General features: G+C 65.4%; 19 protein-coding genes. 16 read left to right on the forward strand and 3 right to left on the reverse strand.

Annotated elements, in window-relative coordinates; genetic code table 11:
- Positions 1–13 precede the first annotated feature (13 nt).
- Both CB0205_RS0111240 and CB0205_RS0111245 read left to right on the forward strand, forming a co-directional pair.
- Positions 14–784, forward strand: coding sequence for an ABC transporter ATP-binding protein (locus CB0205_RS0111240; RefSeq protein WP_010317410.1), 771 nt, complete (start codon positions 14–16; stop codon positions 782–784).
- Positions 781–1,872 (forward strand): aromatic ring-hydroxylating dioxygenase subunit alpha, encoded by a 1,092-nt coding sequence (locus CB0205_RS0111245; RefSeq protein WP_010317411.1) that lies wholly within the window; start codon positions 781–783, stop codon positions 1,870–1,872. The genes CB0205_RS0111240 and CB0205_RS0111245 overlap by 4 nt, the downstream gene beginning before the upstream one ends.
- On the opposite strand, the gene CB0205_RS0111250 is transcribed toward CB0205_RS0111245, so the two are convergent.
- Positions 1,826–2,674: a sugar phosphate isomerase/epimerase gene (locus tag CB0205_RS0111250; RefSeq protein WP_010317412.1), complete on the reverse strand. Its 849-nt coding sequence runs from the start codon at positions 2,672–2,674 to the stop codon at positions 1,826–1,828. The genes CB0205_RS0111245 and CB0205_RS0111250 overlap by 47 nt on opposite strands.
- Before the next feature lie 2 nt (positions 2,675–2,676).
- Positions 2,677–2,853 (reverse strand): hypothetical protein, encoded by a 177-nt coding sequence (locus CB0205_RS16405; RefSeq protein WP_010317413.1) that lies wholly within the window; start codon positions 2,851–2,853, stop codon positions 2,677–2,679.
- 154 nt (positions 2,854–3,007) lie between these two features.
- Between CB0205_RS16405 and CB0205_RS0111260 the strand changes: the two genes are divergently transcribed.
- From CB0205_RS0111260 to glnT, 3 genes are read left to right on the forward strand one after another with little or no spacing between them, the layout of a single operon-like run.
- Positions 3,008–3,925 carry a fatty acid desaturase gene (locus tag CB0205_RS0111260; protein ID WP_010317414.1) on the forward strand — a complete coding sequence of 306 codons (918 nt, stop codon included), beginning with the start codon at positions 3,008–3,010 and terminating at the stop codon, positions 3,923–3,925.
- On the forward strand, positions 3,922–4,911 hold the full coding sequence (locus tag CB0205_RS0111265) for an alpha/beta fold hydrolase (protein ID WP_010317415.1): 990 nt from the start codon (positions 3,922–3,924) through the stop codon (positions 4,909–4,911). The genes CB0205_RS0111260 and CB0205_RS0111265 overlap by 4 nt, the downstream gene beginning before the upstream one ends.
- A 53-nt stretch (positions 4,912–4,964) precedes the next feature.
- Positions 4,965–6,260, forward strand: a complete 1,296-nt coding sequence (gene glnT, locus CB0205_RS0111270) for a type III glutamate--ammonia ligase (RefSeq protein WP_010317417.1) — start codon at positions 4,965–4,967, stop codon at positions 6,258–6,260.
- A gap of 1 nt (position 6,261) precedes the next feature.
- On the opposite strand, the gene CB0205_RS0111275 is transcribed toward glnT, so the two are convergent.
- Positions 6,262–7,674 carry a PhoH family protein gene (locus CB0205_RS0111275; protein WP_010317419.1) on the reverse strand — a complete coding sequence of 471 codons (1,413 nt, stop codon included), beginning with the start codon at positions 7,672–7,674 and terminating at the stop codon, positions 6,262–6,264.
- An 85-nt stretch (positions 7,675–7,759) separates the two neighbouring features.
- Between CB0205_RS0111275 and CB0205_RS0111280 the strand changes: the two genes are divergently transcribed.
- The 11 genes from CB0205_RS0111280 to CB0205_RS0111330 form a co-directional block, all read left to right on the forward strand.
- Positions 7,760–8,941 (forward strand): hypothetical protein, encoded by a 1,182-nt coding sequence (locus CB0205_RS0111280; RefSeq protein WP_010317421.1) that lies wholly within the window; start codon positions 7,760–7,762, stop codon positions 8,939–8,941.
- 41 nt (positions 8,942–8,982) lie between these two features.
- Entirely contained in the window at positions 8,983–10,014 is a 1,032-nt protein-coding gene (locus tag CB0205_RS0111285) for a hypothetical protein (RefSeq protein WP_232197310.1), read from the forward strand.
- Positions 10,014–10,517 (forward strand): Holliday junction resolvase RuvX, encoded by a 504-nt coding sequence (gene ruvX / locus CB0205_RS14765; protein ID WP_010317425.1) that lies wholly within the window; start codon positions 10,014–10,016, stop codon positions 10,515–10,517. The genes CB0205_RS0111285 and ruvX overlap by 1 nt, the downstream gene beginning before the upstream one ends.
- The gene (locus CB0205_RS0111295) at positions 10,514–11,083 is read left to right on the forward strand and encodes a DUF3727 domain-containing protein (RefSeq protein ID WP_010317427.1); all 570 of its coding nucleotides are present in this window, start codon (positions 10,514–10,516) and stop codon (positions 11,081–11,083) included. The genes ruvX and CB0205_RS0111295 overlap by 4 nt, the downstream gene beginning before the upstream one ends.
- Before the next feature lie 4 nt (positions 11,084–11,087).
- A complete protein-coding gene (locus tag CB0205_RS0111300) occupies positions 11,088–11,609 on the forward strand; it encodes a YqeG family HAD IIIA-type phosphatase (RefSeq protein ID WP_029626341.1) in 522 nt (173 codons plus the stop codon).
- 8 nt (positions 11,610–11,617) lie between these two features.
- Complete coding sequence (gene proB, locus CB0205_RS0111305; RefSeq protein WP_010317430.1) at positions 11,618–12,685, forward strand: glutamate 5-kinase; 1,068 nt, start codon at positions 11,618–11,620, stop codon at positions 12,683–12,685.
- A 47-nt stretch (positions 12,686–12,732) separates the two neighbouring features.
- Positions 12,733–13,800 (forward strand): UDP-3-O-(3-hydroxymyristoyl)glucosamine N-acyltransferase, encoded by a 1,068-nt coding sequence (gene lpxD, locus CB0205_RS0111310; protein ID WP_010317432.1) that lies wholly within the window; start codon positions 12,733–12,735, stop codon positions 13,798–13,800.
- 27 nt (positions 13,801–13,827) lie between these two features.
- Complete coding sequence (gene leuB, locus CB0205_RS0111315; protein ID WP_010317434.1) at positions 13,828–14,910, forward strand: 3-isopropylmalate dehydrogenase; 1,083 nt, start codon at positions 13,828–13,830, stop codon at positions 14,908–14,910.
- A gap of 78 nt (positions 14,911–14,988) precedes the next feature.
- Positions 14,989–15,891, forward strand: a complete 903-nt coding sequence (locus tag CB0205_RS0111320; RefSeq protein ID WP_010317437.1) for a phosphoribulokinase — start codon at positions 14,989–14,991, stop codon at positions 15,889–15,891.
- 118 nt (positions 15,892–16,009) lie between these two features.
- Positions 16,010–16,276: a hypothetical protein gene (locus tag CB0205_RS0111325; RefSeq protein ID WP_083797937.1), complete on the forward strand. Its 267-nt coding sequence runs from the start codon at positions 16,010–16,012 to the stop codon at positions 16,274–16,276.
- On the forward strand, positions 16,276–16,864 hold a 589-nt coding region (locus CB0205_RS0111330; RefSeq protein ID WP_010317441.1), incomplete at its 3' end, for an A24 family peptidase. The genes CB0205_RS0111325 and CB0205_RS0111330, both read left to right, overlap by 1 nt.

Consider the following 16,864-nt stretch of genomic DNA (forward strand, 5'->3'; position numbering starts at 1 on the left):
TCGGACCCTTGCCATGCATCTAAAGATCGACAAGGTTTACAAAAGCTTTGGCTATGGGGCCCAGCGCAAGGAAGTGCTCAGTGATGTGAGCTTCGACATCCACTCGGGCGAGTTTGTTGCCCTGGTCGGCAGCTCAGGCTCCGGCAAATCCACGGTGATGCGCTTGATCGCAGGACTGGATCAGCCAAGCTCAGGCACCATCTCAATGGATGGAAGCAAGATCGAAAAGCCAGGCCCAGATCGGGGCATGGTGTTCCAGAAATACAGCCTCTATCCCTGGCTCACCGCCGCTCAGAATGTGGCCTTCGGTATGCAGCTACAGGGGAGGCCGAAGCGAGAGGTCCGTGAACGATGCTCCTATTTTTTGGATGTGGTGGGTCTCGGTGATGCGGCAAGGCGCTTGCCCCAGGAACTCTCCGGTGGGATGCAGCAACGGATTGCCATCGCTAGGGCTCTTGCCGCCGAACCGAAAGTTCTGCTCCTTGACGAACCCTTCGGCGCTCTCGACATCCAGATTCGTGAATCCATGCAGGAATTTCTGCATGATCTGTGGCGCCGGACAGGGCTCACCGCTCTGCTGATTACCCACGACTTGGAGGAAGCTCTTCTCCTGGCCGGCACGGTCCACATCATGGCCCCCTCACCCGGCCGCATCGTTCGCAGCGTGTCGGTTGATCTCGACCGCTCGGCGATGGCTCACCTGCGCGTGTCGCCCGAATTCCTCAGCATGCGAGAAGAACTCGCCCACTGCCTGAGGGGCCTCGAGCCGGCGGTGGGTGCATGAGCCGGCCCCGATTTCTTCCGGGCTGGTTGTACGACTCCAGTGCAGTCGCTGAGCGCGAACGCCGTCAGTACGCCAATCGCTGCTGGCACCCTCTGGCCGCCCGAAAGGCCATCAACCCCGGAGCAGCTCTGGCGGTCGAGCTGCTGGGGAAGTCGATCCTGATTACCCATCCCGCTGGGCAGACTCACCCCCAGGCATTTATCAACCGCTGCCCCCACCGCGGTGTTGCCCTCCTCGACGCCTCGGACACGGCGACAGCCTGCAAGCGTCTGATCTGCCCCTACCACGGGTGGACCTACGACCTGGACGGAACGCTGTTAGCAGCTGCCCGCGAATCCCAGTTCATGGAGGGATTCAAACGAGATGACTGGCCTCTGCACCAACTCCCCTGCCGCGCCTTCGGCCCCTGGATCTGGGTGGCCATCGCGCCAAATCCGGTGCCGCTCGAACAGCAACTCGACCTGGTGCTTGAGGAAGCAGCCGATCTCTTTCATACACCACGCCAGTTATTGGCGCGCCACAGCAGCCCGCTGGCCTGTAACTGGAAAGTCGCTCATGACAACACGCTTGACGACTATCACGTAGCCATCGCGCATCCGACCACCCTGCATCGAGAGCAGGGACCGGTACGTGACTACAGACATGCCACGAGCCGCCACGGCAACCTGCTGGCCACTCCCCTCAAGCAGGGGGGCACCTTCTACACCTTTGGGTTATGCCCCTGGAGTCACCTCTTGCTTTGGCCTGATCAGCGCATGGCACTGATCAACTTTCTTCCTGGACCACCGGCCAAGCCAACCCATTGCGTCATGGACGTTTGGCTGATGGGTCCTCCTGAGTGTGCTGATCACGCCCAAGCGTGGCTCGACGAGATGCTGCTGTTTCTGGATGAAGATCGCCGCTTGGTTGAATCCGCCCAGAAGGGCTACAGCAGCGGATTGATCCCTGGCCCTCCCCATCAGCTCGAGCAGAGGATCCTGCAATGGCAGGAGCTCTATGGGGTATGGATGGGACTCGATCATTGGCCGGATCAGCCCTCAATCACCACAGAAGGTCCTGACGAAGCCAGTGGGCCATGCGGGTATTGATCTCGAGCAAATCAGCCACCGGTTGAGCGGTGAAAGGCAACTGCGGCAGGTATCCATCAGGCCCGAATTCAGGCGTGATCGTGAACGGACCTCGGCTCAACGATGAGCGCGTCTGCCTAAACAAGCGCCAGCACGCCGCGTGAGCATCGAGCGCCTGTTGCCACTCCGGCGCAAACGGATGGCCGACTGATGGCCCTTGAGCATGTCCCACCCGGGCATGAACATGATCAACCCGAGGGGCGATGGCCTGGATGGGTGCCAGATCTGGTGACATCAAACGCTCAGACACAACGCACCAGTGGCTGAGGTCAGCGGTGAGGCGAAGGTCAGGAAACGTCTCAAGGAAAGGAGTGATCCCCCAGGGGCTGTAGAAGCTGCGGGAGCGGTGGGTCTCGAAGCTCACCGGGATCGGACAATCTGCGATCAACGCCATCACCTCGCTCCAGAAGTGTTCTTGGACCCGCCAGGGCCAGCTGTCACTGCCGGTGAGCACAGTCACTCTCAATGGCTTCAGAGAGGGTGCGCGTTTCAGCTGCTCCGCCAGGTCGTACAGGTGCTGATCCGGGGTCCAGTTCAGGTCCGGCACGTAGTCGCCGCCGGTGAACACCTCCAGCACCAGTTGCTGCCGGGCCTGGCCCATCGCATCAACAACGGCAGCTGGCTTCAGATTGCGAAGGGCAAGGTGCTTGAGGTTCGCTTCAAGACCATCGAAACCCTGCGCTGCAGCAATGCGAGTGGCCGCCGACAGATGCCCCTGGAATCCCCAGAGGCTGAACAGAACAACAGGGCGGCAACCTTGCAACTTCAGCAGTCGTCGGTGAATTCCTCGGGCTGGATTCCTAGATACACAGCCTCCTTGAACAAAGCCTGCTTGGAATCGGCATCGTTGTGCCGAACGGCAGCCTGATAGCGACTGCGCAACGAAGCGACCAGAACCCCGCGCCGGGGATCCGGCGTTTCGATCGCGTCACTGTTGACCATCGGCCGCAGGGGGGCGTGTGACTTGAATCTACGAAGCAAATTCAAGCTGTGGACTCTTCTTGACACAGACTGCGCGCTGGGACATTGAAGTTCAGTCTGAACGGTCAACCGCTGGGCCGCTGACAGACAGTACGGACGTCAGTTTGATTCAGCGATGGCCGCCAAGCCTGCCAGCCCAGCGCTGATCCCTCCCGACCAGCTGGCGGAACTGAATCGACGCAGCAATTCCGCAGGTTGGCGTCGAACGATCAGCCATGCAGCGTTGATCGCGTTGAGCGCTTCGGTTTGGCTGCACACAGATCTACCGCTGCCTCTGCGGTTGATGGCACTGGTACTGCTGGGCACTGGCCTGGCGTTCTGCTTTTGCGCCATGCACGAGTGCGGCCACCGCACCGCCTTCGCCGACCGCCGCCTCAACGACACGGTGGCCTGGTGGGCCGGGGTCCTGAGCTTTTACAACGCCGATTTCTATCGCCGCTATCACCAGTGGCATCACCGCTACACCCATCAGCCCGGGCTCGATCCGGAACTGGAGGATCCGGCACCCAGCACCGTGCCCGCCTATCTCCTTGAGCTCAGCGGCGTGACCTGGTGGATTGGCAAACTCCGCGGCCACATACGCGCCTTGCTGGGGAATTTCAGCGGCTGCCCCTATATCCCTGAGGAAGCAGCCGCTCAGGTCACGCGATCGGTGCGGCTGCAGTTCGGGCTCTACGGCCTTCTGCTGCTGGCCTCGATTCCCGCCGGTAATGGGCTGCTCTTCTGGGCCTGGTTGCTCCCCCTGGCGGTGGGACAACCCCTGCTGCGCTTCGTGTTGCTGGCCGAGCACGGCGGCTGCAGCTTCGGCGATGACGGCACCCGCAACACCCGCACCACGCTCACGCTGCAGCCGCTGCGCTGGCTGATGTGGAACATGCCGTTCCACGCCGAACACCACCTCTACGCCTCCATACCCTTCCACGCCCTGCCCGAAGCCCACCGCTATGTGGCTCCGGCCTTGCAGCATCTCGATCAGGGCTACATCAACGTCCATCGCGGCCTACTGCGCAACCTTGCGGCGCTGGCTGCATGACAGGCCAGTTGCGGCAGCACCATCTCGGGGATTGGCCTCTGGGCTGCGGCCAGACCATCCCTGATGCCCAGATCACCTACCTGAAGATCGGCGAGCTCAATGCCGATCGCTCCAACCTGATCCTCGTTCCCACTTCCTACGGTGCCCGGCCCGAGGATCTGGCCTGGCTAGCTGGCCCCGTTCTTGATCCCGATCGCTACTGCATCGTGATTGCCGGTCAATTCGGCAACGGCGCCTCCAGCAGCCCCAGCCATGGAGCCATGGGTCTGGCCGAGCAGGGTTGGGTGGTGAGCCATCGCGACAATGTGGCCGCCCAACACCAACTGTTGAAGGAGGCATTTGGGGCCGAACGGCTCGCCCTGATCTACGGATGGTCAATGGGAGCGCAGCAGGCCTACCAGTGGGCCGTGGATCAGCCCGAGCTTGTGGAGCGCATCTGCTGCGTCTGCGGCACCACGCGCACCTCAACGCACAACCGTCTGTTCTGCCTCAGCTTGCGCCAGGCGCTCACCGCCGATGCGCACTGGACTGGCTCGTGCTTTTCAGCACCGCCTGAGCAGGGGCTGCGCACCTACGCGCTGATCTATGCCAGCTGGGCGGCGAGTCAGCCGTTTTTCCGCGGCGTACAGGAGCCGGTGGAGCAACACGTGGAACAGCAGTGGTTGCCCCACTACCAGCGCCATGATCCGCGCGATCTGATCGCCATGCTCGACACCTGGCTCGCGCACGATGTCGCAGCCGGCAGCGACCTGCCCACCACCCTGGCGGCGATCAGGGCCCGCACAGCAGTGGTGGCCGGCAGCCACGACCTCTACTTCACCCCCGACGATTTGGCGGTTGACGCCGCTGCGATCCCCGGGGCGCAGTGGCATCTGATCCAGTCCGAGCTGGGGCACCGCGCCGGCAACCCCCACAGCAGTGCTGCCGAGCAACAGCAGCTGCAGCGCATCGTGGCCGAGCTGCTCGCCCAACCCATCGCCCTCTAATTCCGCAACCCCACTCCGGCATGAACACTCCTTCCCCAACCCTGAACGCACAGATGCAGGAGCTCGGGCTTCAGTTCCTGCTGATGTCGTTTACCGATCTGTTCGGGATGCAGCGGGCCAAGTTGGTCCCCGCGTCAGCGGCCGCAGCCATGGCTGGCGATGGAGCCGGCTTTGCCGGCTTTGCCGCCTGGCTCGACCTCTCCCCCGCCGCTGGGGATGTGATGGCGATTCCCGATCCCAGCAGCCTCACACCCTTGCCCTGGCAACCGGGTGTGGGCTGGGTGGCCGCCGAGCTCACACTGAATGGCGACCCCATGGCGCAGTGCCCACGGCGCCTGCTGCGCCGGCAGCAGCAACGAGCAGCGGCACTCGGCTACGAGCTGCGCAGCGGCGTTGAGGCGGAATTTTTCCTGCTCAGCCCCGATGGCGCCGCGATCGCCGACACCGCCGATCATCAGGAAAAACCCTGTTACGACCAGCTGGCGCTGATGCGCCAGTTCGGCCTCATCGGGCCCTTGCTCACCGCGATGGAGCAGCTGGGCTGGGGGCCCTACCAAGCCGACCACGAGGATGCCAACGGCCAGTTCGAGATCAACTGGACCTTCGCCGAAGCCCTCACCACTGCGGATCGCCATGCCTTCTTCAAGGTGATGGTGAAGGCGATGGCGGAGCAACAGGGTCTGCGGGCCAGCTTTATGGCCAAACCCTTCGCCGCCCTCACCGGCAACGGCTGCCACACCCACCTCTCCCTTTGGGGAGCCAACGGAAGTGCCATGGCCGGGGGCAATCTGTTCCACGACCCCAACGGTGAGCTCGGGCTCTCCTCGCTGGCCTATCACTTCCTTGGCGGACTCATCGAGCACGCACCGGCGCTCTGCGCCATCACCAACCCCACGGTGAACAGTTACCGGCGCCTTGCCGCACAGCCGACCACCTCCGGCGCCACCTGGAGCCCAGGCGGGATCAGCTACACCGGCAACAACCGCACCCACATGGTGCGCATCCCCGATGGGCAGCGCCTTGAACTGCGGCTGCCGGACGGCTCCACCCACCCCTACCTGCTGCAAGCAGCGGTGCTGGCGGCGGGGCTCGATGGGATTGAACGGCAGCTCGAGCCAGGCCCGCGCCGCGACAACGACAACTACGCCAACCCGCTCACACCGGGCCAATGCCAGCGGCTGCCCGCCGATCTGGGTGAAGCCCTGGATGCGTTCAGCGCCGATACCAACCTGCGCAGCGCCCTGGGCGAGGAGTTCTGCCAGGCCTATGAGCGGCTACGGCGGCGCCAATGGCAACGCGAACGCGGCGACATCAGCGACACCGAACGCCGCTCCTGCCTGGATTGCTAAGTCAAAGCAGGTTCGCCGCCAGCTCCGCCAGTTCGCTGCGTTCGCCGCGGATCAAAGTGATGTGGCCGGCGAGCGGCTGCCCTTTGAAGCGCTCCACCAGCCAGGTCAGGCCGTTGCTCTCGGCATCCACATAGGGATTGTCGATCTGATAGGGGTCACCGGTGAAGACGATCTTGGTGCCCTCACCCACCCGGGTGACGATCGTTTTGACCTCGTGGGGAGTGAGGTTCTGGGCCTCATCCACCACCATGTACTGCCGCGGAATCGAGCGACCGCGGATGTAGCTGATCGCCTCCACCTCCAGGAGCCCCATCCCCTTGAGGTCCGTCCAGTTGCTGCGGGGGGCCCGATTGGTGCCGGCACGAGTCGCAGGCCCCGAGGCGCCCTTGGCTCCCGAACGGCCCTCCTCTTCAGGGCTGTTGCCGAGCAGGAAATCAAGGTTGTCGATGATCGGCTGCATCCAGGGGCCCATCTTTTCCTCGAGGCTGCCGGGCAGAAAGCCGATCTCTTTACCCAGCGAGATCACCGGCCGGGTCACCAGCAGGCGTTCATACAGCTGTTCATCCGCCACCTGGTGCAGGCCCGCCGCCAGGGCCAGCAGGGTTTTCCCCGTCCCGGCCTTCCCCACCAGGGTCAGGAGTTGCACCGAGGGATCCAGCAGCAGATCCAAGGCAAAAGTCTGCTCGCGGTTGCGGGGCGAGACCTTGCCCAGGCGGGCCCGCGTGCTGCGTAGCAGCGGCACCAGCCGCTGATGCTGGGCATCAAAACGCGCGAGCAGCGTGTGATTGGGTTGGGCCTGATCCACCAAGGTGACCCCCTCATTGGTCTGGAGGTCGGCCCCTTCAGCGGAGGGAAGCTCCGTGAGCGGCAGCCCCCCCTCGCTCTTGAGGGTGTCCATCGCCGTTGCACTGGCCGATAGCTCACTCACACCGGCGTAGAGGTCAGCGATGTCGACCTTGTCGGTGGTGTAGTCCTGAGCGGTCAGGCCGACGGCATCGGCCTTGATCCGCAGGTTGGTGTCCTTGGTGACCAGCACCACCGGGGGTTGATCGGCAATCAAGCCGGAGCGGAGCTGCTCCAGCGCCACCGCCAGGATGTTGTTGTCACCGCTGCCGCCCTTGAGCTCCGGCGGCAACTGGGCCAGGGTCTCGCTGCGGCAGAAGACCACCTGCAGCGTGCCGCCACTGCCCTCATCAATCGGCACGCCATCCGCCAGGTTCCCCTTCTCCCGCAGGGCATCGAGCAGGCGCGAGATCTGGCGCGCATTGCGGCCCTTCTCGGAGGGGTCCTTCTTGAAGCGGTCGATCTCCTCGACCACCTCGATCGGGATCACCACCGCGTTGTCTTCAAAGCGTGTGAGGGCCTGGGGGTCATGCAGCAACACATTCGTATCGAGAACGAAGGTCTTGCGCATCGGGGCTCACCACCGCAATGCCGAAACGCTAAGCGGGTTTTTCTGCTGCACGACCTACGCTCCCGCAGAACGCAAAGCTCCGCCGTTGGCCGCCCTGTTTGCTGTTGTCCTGATCGCCGCCCTGGTCTTTGGGTTGGCGTTGCTCTGGCTGGAGCTGCGCCATCGCCTGCGGCCCGCCTCACCCCTGCGGCTCAGCAGCAGCGGTTGGAAGGTGCAGCGGGTCTCCGACAGCCAATGGCAGGTCAAGGGAACCCTGAGCATCCGCAACCCACACCGGCGGATGGAGGTCTTTGTTCCCGAGATTGAACTCAAACCCACCCTGCTTGGACGCGCGGACCTCTCTGGGGTCAACGTGCGCTGCAGCCTGAGCCCGCAGCACCCCGATGAGGAGGCCCGCGCCGATGGCTACTGGTTCGCCTACATCGTCAAAGGGCGCAAGACCACCCAAGCCGAAGCGCTGATCACGCTTGAGGCCCCAGCCGGCAGCGACCTGCGCAACCTGCTGGACACCCTCTGGCTGGAGATCCTCTGGATCAACTACGGCCCCTTCGGCCGGCTGCAACAACGCGATGGGGTGCTGATTCCCCTGCGCCGTCCGGCCCCAGCGAAGAGCTCCAGCGCGACCTGGCGCCAGGGTGATCGCTGCAGCGTGTTGCCGATTCGCACCCATCTGCTCGGAACCCTCGACGATCCCGCCGAGGTCCTCCAGCACTACGCCGGCGCCGTGCTGCAGCCCGGGGATGTCCTGACCATCGGCGAGACCCCGCTGGCAGTCATGCAGGGCCGCTACAACCACCCGGCCAACCTGCAGCCCTCCAGCCTGGCCCGTCTGCTCTGCCGGGTCTTCCACCCCACCAGCTCCCTGGCCACCGCCTGCGGCCTGCAGACCCTGATCGACAACGTCGGTCCGGCGCGCGTGCTCTGTGCCTGGCTCGCCGGCACCGCCCTCAAGCTCGTGGGCTCCAAGGGTTGGTTCTATCGGCTGGCCGGTGAACAGGCCCGCCTGATCGACGACGTCACCGGCACCACTCCGCCCTACGACCAGACCATCGTCCTGGGTCCGGTTCAAAGCAGCGAGGTCTGCCGCCAACTGGCCGCCGAGCTCGGCGTCGCCGTCGCCGTTGTGGATGTCAACGACCTCGGTCGGGTCAAGGTGCTGGCCTCCAGCCCCGGCTGCGATGAGGCGCTGCTGGAGCGGGCCCTCAAGCCCAACCCCGCCGGCAACGCCAACGAGCTCACCCCACTGGTGCTGGTTCGCCCGAACTAGCAATCGCCCATACCATTGAAGGAGGCCCCTTCGGCGCCGCCGTGTCCTCAGCTGCTCAACCAAGCCTTCAGGTGAAGCCGCTGCGGGGATGGCAGCTGCCTTTTCTGCAGGAACCCTGCTTCAGCGATCTCCTGCCTCTGCTGCAGCGATCCCTGCTGTTGCAGGGGCCCGAGCGGCTGCTGCAACGTCTCGCCCCGCGACCGCCCCTGGCCTCGGAGACCTTCGTGGCCTTCCGCGACCCCCAGACCCCCCTGGGACTGGTTGTCAGTCAACGACTGAACCGCAGCGGCAGCTGCTGGCAGATCCAACACCTGCGCAGCAGTGAGGCCAGCCTGGAGGCCGGAGAAGCCGGACGCATGGCGATTGAGGCCGCCCTGGTGCGCGCCGCCATCCAGGGCAGTCCGAGCGCCGCCAGTTGGATCGCCACCAGCCCCAGCACCGACAGCAATCGCTTGGGTCTGCTGCGGCAACAGGGCTTCCAGCAACTCCGCCAAGAAACACTCTGGCGCTGGGAACCGCCCCAGAAACAGCTCGATCGCGCCCTGCCCTCGGACTTACAGCTGCTGCCACTCAATCGCCGGAGCGCCCTGTCGATGTGGCAACTCGAGCAGGCCGCCCTGCCGGCCCAGTTGCGGCAACTGCTTGATCGCCGCGTGGATGATCTACTCGATCAAAGCGAACAGCCCAGCTGGATGCTGATGGACACCAGTCGCCAGCAAGCGGTGGCTGGGGTCCGGCGGCTGCGCCCCGGCAGCCGAGAGATCCCAGAACTGGAGCTGAGCCTCCACCCCGGCTGGCAGCACCTGCTGGGGCAACCCCTGCACCTGCTGCTGGAGCAGAGCGCCCAGGGCCTCGGTGAAGTGCTGATCCGCAGTGATGTCCTCAAGCACGAGCACAACCAATGGCTGCAAAGCCTGGGGATGGCGCCCGAAGGGGAAGAGGTGGTGATGGCCCGCAGCGTCTGGCGCCGCCATGCCCCGCAGACCAGCCAAGGGGTCAGCCGCAAGCTGGAGGCGGTCCTTGGCCAGCTGCAGCCGGGTCAGAAGCCAATCCCAACGCCCCTCGAGCGCTGATGGCCGCCCCCGCACCCCGCTCGGTGCTCTCCCTGGATGTCGGCCGGAAACGCATCGGCCTAGCCGGCTGTGACCCCCTGGGCCTGACGGTCAAACCCCTTCCGGCGCTGCACCGGGGCCGCTATCCCGCGGACCTGCAGCAGCTCCAGGCCTTGGTGCGGGAACGGCGGATCCTGGCCCTGGTGGTGGGACTCCCGCTGGATGCCCAGCAGCAACCCACTGCCCAAGCGGAGCACTGCCGCCGCTACGGCGAACGCCTGGCCCGGGACCTGGACCTACCCCTGGCCTTTGTGAATGAATACGCCAGCAGTTGGGATGCCGGGGAGCGCTTTGGCCTGCGGGGGGACCGCAGCGGCGCCCTCGATAGCGCCGCCGCCGCCCTGCTGCTCGAGCAGTGGCTCCAGGAGGGGCCGGAGCCGGCAGCGGTCAGCAAGGCGACCCCAGCCCATGGCCTGGAGTCCGATGCCCAGGCATCCTTAGGCCATCTCCCCCATGCGCCATGAGCACTGACGGCCCCAGCATCAACGGCACCGGTGATGTCCCGACCGTGCTGGTGCGGGACCAGAGCGGGCGCCAGCTGCTCTGCTTCCTTGAGCAACTGATTCCCCTGGACGGCAAGGACTACGCCCTGCTGACCCCCGTCGACACCCCGGTCTGCCTGGTGCAGATCGCCGAAAACGAGAACGGCGAAGACGAGGTCATCGAAGAGCTCAGCCATGCCGAGCCGATCCTCTCGGTGGCCGATGTGGTGCTGCAGGAGCACGACCTGACCCTGGTGCGCTCCGCCGTCACCCTGACCGTCAGCGGGGACCTGGAGGAACCCGATCCCGAGGAGTACGACGAGGACGAGCTCGACGGCGATGAGGACGATGAAACCGACCTCTACGAAATGCTGATCCAGTTCCGGGCCGAGGACAAGGAATACGGCCTGTTCATCCCCCTGGATCCCTTCTTTGTCGTGGCCCGCATGGAAAACGGCGAGGGCGTGCTTGTGGAGGGCGAGGAGTTCGAACGCGTTCAGCCCCGGATCGAGGCAGAACTCGAGGACCGCGAGCTCGGTGACGACTGATTCGGTGACCCGCCTTTCCGTCTCCGAACTGCTGCAGCCCAATCTGGTGGCGGCTGGAACCCTGGTGGACCTTCCCCTGCATGGCCTGCTGGCCCAGGGGATCAGGGCCCTGGTGCTGGATGTGGACCGGACCCTGCTGCCCCACCGGGGCTCCAGCCTCCCCGAACCGATGGAGGCCTGGCTGAAACGGGCGCAGGAGACCGTGCCGCTGCACCTCTTCAGCAACAACCCCTCCCGGGCCCGCATTGGCGGCGTCGCCGAGCGTCTGGGCGTGGACTTCACCACCAGCGCCGGTAAGCCGCGGCGCTCCCCCCTGCGCCGGGTCTTGCAACAGCTCGATCTCCCCGCCGCCCAGGTCGCGATGGTCGGCGATCGGGTGTTCACCGATGTGCTGGCCGGCAATCGACTCGGGATGTACACCGTGCTGGTCAAACCGATTGACGCCGCCGGTCAGCCCTGCCGCCATGAGCACTGGCAGCGCTTTGAGGTGAAGTTGGCCCAACTGGCTGGAGCGGAGCTCTCCTGACGATGGGGATGCGCCGGGTCATCAAAGTCGGCACCAGTGTTCTGCGGGGCTCCGGTAGCCGCGGAACCGAGCAGGTGATTAACGACCTAGCCGCCAGCCTCTGCGGCCTCTGGCAACGGGAGGAGCCCGTGGTGCTCGTGACCAGTGGCGCCGTTGGCCTGGGTTGCCAGGCCCTGCAACTGGGCGAGCGACCGACGGAGCTGGAGGGTCTGCAGGCCTCAGCCGCCGTGGGCCAGGGGCGACTGATGACCCTCTACGACCAGGCCTTTGCCGCCCGCGGGCGCTGCGTCGCCCAGGTGCTGCTGACCCGTGCCGATCTGGCCTCCAGGCGCCGCTACCAGAACGCCTGCCGCACCCTGGAGCAGTTGCTCAGCTGGGGCGTCACCCCGGTGATCAACGAGAACGACACCCTCGCGACCGATGAGCTGCGCTTTGGCGATAACGACACCCTCTCCGCCCTGGCGGCGGTTGCGATCCAGGCCGATGAGCTGGTCCTGCTGACCGACATCGACAGCCTCTACTCCGGCGATCCCCGCAGCGATGCCGGCGCCAAGCCGATCCCTGAGGTCAAGTCCCTAGCCGAGATCGAGGCCTTGGCCGGGGTGGCCAAAGGCGGGGGCCGCTGGGGCACCGGCGGGATGACCACCAAGCTCTCGGCCGCGCGCATCGCCACCGCCAGCGGCATTCAGGTGCGCCTGGCCGATGGCCGCGATCCCGCTGTACTGGAAGCGGTCTTGGCCGGCGAACAACTGGGGACGCTGTTCCGCCCCAGTGAGACCCCCCTGAGCAACCGCAAGGGTTGGCTGGCCCATGCCCTGCTGCCCAAGGGCAGCATCACCGTGGATGCCGGAGCGGAGCGTGCGCTGCTGGAGCAGGGAGCCTCGCTGCTGGCCGTCGGGGTCCGCAGCGTGGACGGCTCCTTTGGCCGGCGCGAAGCCGTGCGTGTTCTGGGCGAGGACGGGCGGGAGCTCGCCCGGGGCCTCAGCGCCCTAGCAAGCGATGAATTGGAGGGGGATCAGGGCCAGAGCGGAGTGGTCATTCATCGGGACCACCTCGTCGTCATCGCCTCAAGCTGAGACCTGAGAAATCGGCCTACCATCCGCAGCACATCCCCCCGCCGCCGATGCGCTTCAGCCAACTGCTCAGCCAACTGAGCGAGGTGAAGGCCGCAGGTGGGATCCAGTCCCTTCAGCACCACCTCGGGGAGGACCCGGAGCTGGGTGCCGCCGCCGCCCTCGACCAGGCCCTCAGCGGTCAGATCAGTTTTCTTGAGGCTGGCAATGCCCTGGCGGCCGCCCTCAATGCCAGCGGCGCCAGCGCCGTGCTGCTGCCCGCCAAGGGCAACGAATGTGAGGCCGCCCAGGCGGAAGCCACGGCCAAGGGCATGGCCTGGGTCGCCCTGGCTGACCCGCGGCTGGGTTTTGCCGAGACCCTCGACACCCTCTACCCCCGTGCCCCCAAGGCTCCGGGTGTTCACCCCAGCGCCGTGATTGCACCGGAGGCGGTGGTGGGCATGGGGAGCCATGTCGGCGCCAACGTAGTGATCGGCAGCGACGTGCAAATCGGCGCCTCCTGCACGATCCACCCCAACGTCGTCATCTACGACGACGTGCAGATCGGCGATGGCTGTGAACTGCATGCCGGCGCCGTCCTGCACCCCGGCTCCCGACTGGGACGCGCCTGCGTGGTGCACTCCAATGCCGTCGTCGGCAGTGAAGGGTTTGGCTTTGTGCCCACCGCCAGCGGCTGGCGCAAGATGCCCCAGACCGGCCTGGTGGTCCTCGAGGATGCCGTAGAGGTGGGCTGCGGCAGCACCATCGATCGCCCCTCCGTCGGCGAAACCCGGATAGGCGCTGGCAGCAAGATCGACAACCTGGTCCACATCGGCCACGGCGTCACCACGGGCAAGGGCTGCGCCCTGGCGGCCCAGGTCGGCATTGCCGGCGGCGCCAAGCTGGGGAACGGCGTGATCCTGGCCGGCCAGGTGGGCCTCGCCAACAAGGCCGTCATGGGCGATCGCTCCATCGCCTCCTCCAAGTCCGGGGTCCACGGGGAAGTGGCCGCCGGTGAGGTCGTCAGCGGCTATCCCGCCATCCCCAACCGCCTCTGGCTGCGCTGCTCAGCGGCCTTCAACAAGCTGCCCGAGCTCGGCAAGGCGCTCCGCCAACTGGAAAAACAAGTCAAGCCGTAGCCTCCCCCGAAGCCCAGGCGGACGTCGATGACCAGCTTCCGGATCACCCTGCTCCCCGGTGACGGGATCGGTCCTGAGATCACGGCGGTGGCCCGCCAAATGCTGGACGCGGTCAGCCGCAGCCATGGCTTTGAGCTGGTCTACAACGAGCAGCCCATGGGGGGGTGCGCCATCGACGCCACCGGCGAACCCCTGCCCGCCAGCACCCTCGAGGCCTGCAAGGCCGCCGATGCCGTGCTTCTCGCCGCCATCGGCTCGCCGCAATACGACACCCTGCCCCGCGAGAAGCGTCCGGAGACAGGGCTGCTGGGCCTGCGCTCCGGCATGGGGCTCTTCGCCAACCTGCGTCCGGTGAAGATCATCCCGGCGCTGATCGATGCCTCCACCCTCAAGCGCGAGGTGATCGAAGGGGTCGACCTGATGGTGGTTCGCGAACTCACCGGGGGCGTCTACTTCGGCACTCCGAAGGGCCGCGTTGAGGCCGACGGCCGGGTGCGTGGTTTCAACACCATGGCCTATTTCGATGATGAGATCGATCGCATCGCCAAGGTGGGCTTTGACATTGCCCAGCAGCGCAGCGGCCGCCTCTGCAGCGTCGACAAAGCCAACGTGCTGGATGTCAGCCAACTCTGGCGCGATCGCGTTGAAGCCCTCCACGCCAGCAGCTATGCGGGCGTGGAGCTGAGCCACATGTACGTGGACAACGCCGCGATGCAACTCGTGCGCAACCCCCGTCAGTTCGACGTGCTGCTCACCAGCAATCTCTTTGGCGACATCCTTAGCGATGAGGCCGCGATGCTCAGCGGCTCCATCGGCATGCTGCCCTCAGCCTCACTAGGCGAAAGCGGCCCTGGCCTGTTTGAACCGATCCACGGTTCTGCCCCCGACATTGCGCGCCAGGACAAGGCCAACCCGATGGCCATGGTGCTGAGCGCCGCGATGATGCTGCGGGTGGGTCTCCAGCAAGACGCCGCCGCGACCGCCCTCGAGCAGGCCGTGGACCGGGTCCTGGCGCAGGGCTATCGCACCGGTGATCTGATGGCCGAGGACTGCACCCAACTGGGCTGCAAGGCCATGGGCGATCAACTGCTGGCCGCCCTCGAGGCCTAAAGCAACAGGGATCAACGGATCGGCGGGATTGGCCACGCGACCTGCCAAACTCGCCGCTAGTTCCACCGATCCCTGCGCATGTCGAAGCGTCACCCGGTTGTTGCTGTCACCGGTTCCTCCGGCGCAGGCACCAGCACTGTGAAGCGTGCCTTTGAGCACATCTTCAAGCGCGAGGGGATCACCCCTGCGGTGGTGGAAGGCGATAGCTACCACCGCTACGAGCGGGCCGCCATGAAAGAGGCCATGGGCGCGGCCCTGGCCAATGGCGAGAACTTCTCCCACTTCGGCCCTGAGGCCAACCTGTTCGACAAGCTCGAAGAGCTCTTCCGCAGCTACAGCGAAACCGGCGCTGGCCAGAAGCGCTACTACCTCCACTCCGTGGAAGAAGCCGCTGACCACAACGCCCGCCTCGGCACCAACCTCGAGCCCGGCCAGTTCACCCCCTGGGAGAACATCCCCTCAGGTACCGACCTGCTCTTCTACGAAGGCCTCCACGGCGGCGTTAAGGGCGAGGGCTACGACGTCGCTGGCCTCGCTGACCTGCTGGTGGGCGTTGTGCCCATCGTCAACCTGGAGTGGATCCAAAAGATCTCGCGTGACAACGCTGAGCGCGGCTACTCCGCCGAGGCCACCGTTGACACGATCCTGCGCCGGATGCCGGATTACATCAACCACATCTGCCCGCAGTTCAGCCAGACCGACATCAACTTCCAGCGTGTCCCCACCGTGGACACCTCGAACCCCTTCATGATCCGGAACATCCCCACCCCGGATGAGTCCTTCGTGATCATTCACTTCCGCAAGGGTGCGCGCGAGAAGTGGGGGATCGACTTCACTTACCTGCTCGACATGATCCACGATTCGTTCATGTCCAGCCCCACCTCGATCGTGGTGAACGGCGGCAAGATGGGCTTCGCGATGGAGCTGATCCTGACCCCGATCATTCACCGCATGATCGAAGAGAAAAAGAAGCTGGCCTGAGCCAACTTCACCCCTAGGCTGGGGCGCAACTGGCGGACACGGTCCTCCCACATCGGTTGCTCCTCAGCCCAGTCGTATCAACCCATCAGCTCCTCTCTCCTTTGAGATTCGAGGCGCGGTGGGTTCTTCTGTATCTGCGCACCCCCGTTGGGATCGGATCAATAGCGCCGCGGTGATTGCCCAGGCGCGGAGGATTTACTTCCAGTTCCTTGAGCGCTCCGTCTCGGCCCTGGAGCCCCAGGGGATTGTGCTGAGCCCAGGGCAAGGGCGGGTGGTTTTTGAACTGCCGGTGCTCCTGCCCGAGGAGCAGTTCATCCCACTGGACTGGGTCCGGTCCCGCCCGTCCCGCAGCCGTCCCTCCCGCTCGCCCTACCGGGGTCTCTGATGCTCAGCACTCTTCCCAGCACGGTTCTGCTGCTGATCACTGCGCTGGGTCTGTGCATCGGCAGTTTTTTGAACGTCGTCGCCTGGCGTTATCCCCGCCAGGAGTCCGTGGTCATGCCCCGCAGCCACTGCCCCCACTGCGGCACGGGCCTGGGCTGGAGCGAGAACATCCCGGTTCTCAGCTGGCTGCTGCTGCGCGGCCGTTGCCGCCACTGCGACAGCCCCATCAGCCTGCGCTACCCGGCGGTGGAGCTGCTTAGCGGAGGTCTGTTTCTGGCGGCAGCCCTCGGCCATCCCGAAGCTCTGGGGCAGGCCCCGGCCGTTCTGCAGCTGCTGGCCGGCTGGTGCCTGGTGACCCTGCTGCTTCCGCTGCTGCTGATTGATCTGGATCAGCTCTGGTTGCCGGAGCCCCTCTGCCGCACCGGGGTTCTGCTGGGCTTTGTCTTCAGCCTGCTGGCGGTCTTCAGCCAAAGCGGTGGTCCAGAGCCGCAGCTCCTGCTTTGGCATCTCCTGGCTGCCAGCGCTGGCCTACTGGGGTTTGAAGCCACCAGCGCCGCCGGCCAGAAGCTGCTCGGGAAACCTGCTCTGG

Source organism: Synechococcus sp. CB0205, assembly GCF_000179255.1.
Lineage (GTDB): Bacteria > Cyanobacteriota > Cyanobacteriia > PCC-6307 > Cyanobiaceae > Vulcanococcus.

Excerpts from the sequence above, each read along its gene's own strand:
- CB0205_RS0111240 (WP_010317410.1), top strand. The coding sequence starts at position 14 with ATGCATCTAAAGATCGACAAGGTTTACAAAAGCTTTGGCTATGGGGCC.
- CB0205_RS0111245 (WP_010317411.1), top strand. The coding sequence starts at position 781 with ATGAGCCGGCCCCGATTTCTTCCGGGCTGGTTGTACGACTCCAGTGCA.
- CB0205_RS16405 (WP_010317413.1), bottom strand. The coding sequence starts at position 2,853 with ATGGTCAACAGTGACGCGATCGAAACGCCGGATCCCCGGCGCGGGGTT.
- CB0205_RS0111260 (WP_010317414.1), top strand. The coding sequence starts at position 3,008 with ATGGCCGCCAAGCCTGCCAGCCCAGCGCTGATCCCTCCCGACCAGCTG.
- CB0205_RS0111265 (WP_010317415.1), top strand. The coding sequence starts at position 3,922 with ATGACAGGCCAGTTGCGGCAGCACCATCTCGGGGATTGGCCTCTGGGC.
- glnT (WP_010317417.1), top strand. The coding sequence starts at position 4,965 with ATGCAGGAGCTCGGGCTTCAGTTCCTGCTGATGTCGTTTACCGATCTG.
- CB0205_RS0111275 (WP_010317419.1), bottom strand. The coding sequence starts at position 7,674 with ATGCGCAAGACCTTCGTTCTCGATACGAATGTGTTGCTGCATGACCCC.
- ruvX (WP_010317425.1), top strand. The coding sequence starts at position 10,014 with ATGGCCGCCCCCGCACCCCGCTCGGTGCTCTCCCTGGATGTCGGCCGG.
- CB0205_RS0111295 (WP_010317427.1), top strand. The coding sequence starts at position 10,514 with ATGAGCACTGACGGCCCCAGCATCAACGGCACCGGTGATGTCCCGACC.
- proB (WP_010317430.1), top strand. The coding sequence starts at position 11,618 with ATGCGCCGGGTCATCAAAGTCGGCACCAGTGTTCTGCGGGGCTCCGGT.
- lpxD (WP_010317432.1), top strand. The coding sequence starts at position 12,733 with ATGCGCTTCAGCCAACTGCTCAGCCAACTGAGCGAGGTGAAGGCCGCA.
- leuB (WP_010317434.1), top strand. The coding sequence starts at position 13,828 with ATGACCAGCTTCCGGATCACCCTGCTCCCCGGTGACGGGATCGGTCCT.
- CB0205_RS0111320 (WP_010317437.1), top strand. The coding sequence starts at position 14,989 with ATGTCGAAGCGTCACCCGGTTGTTGCTGTCACCGGTTCCTCCGGCGCA.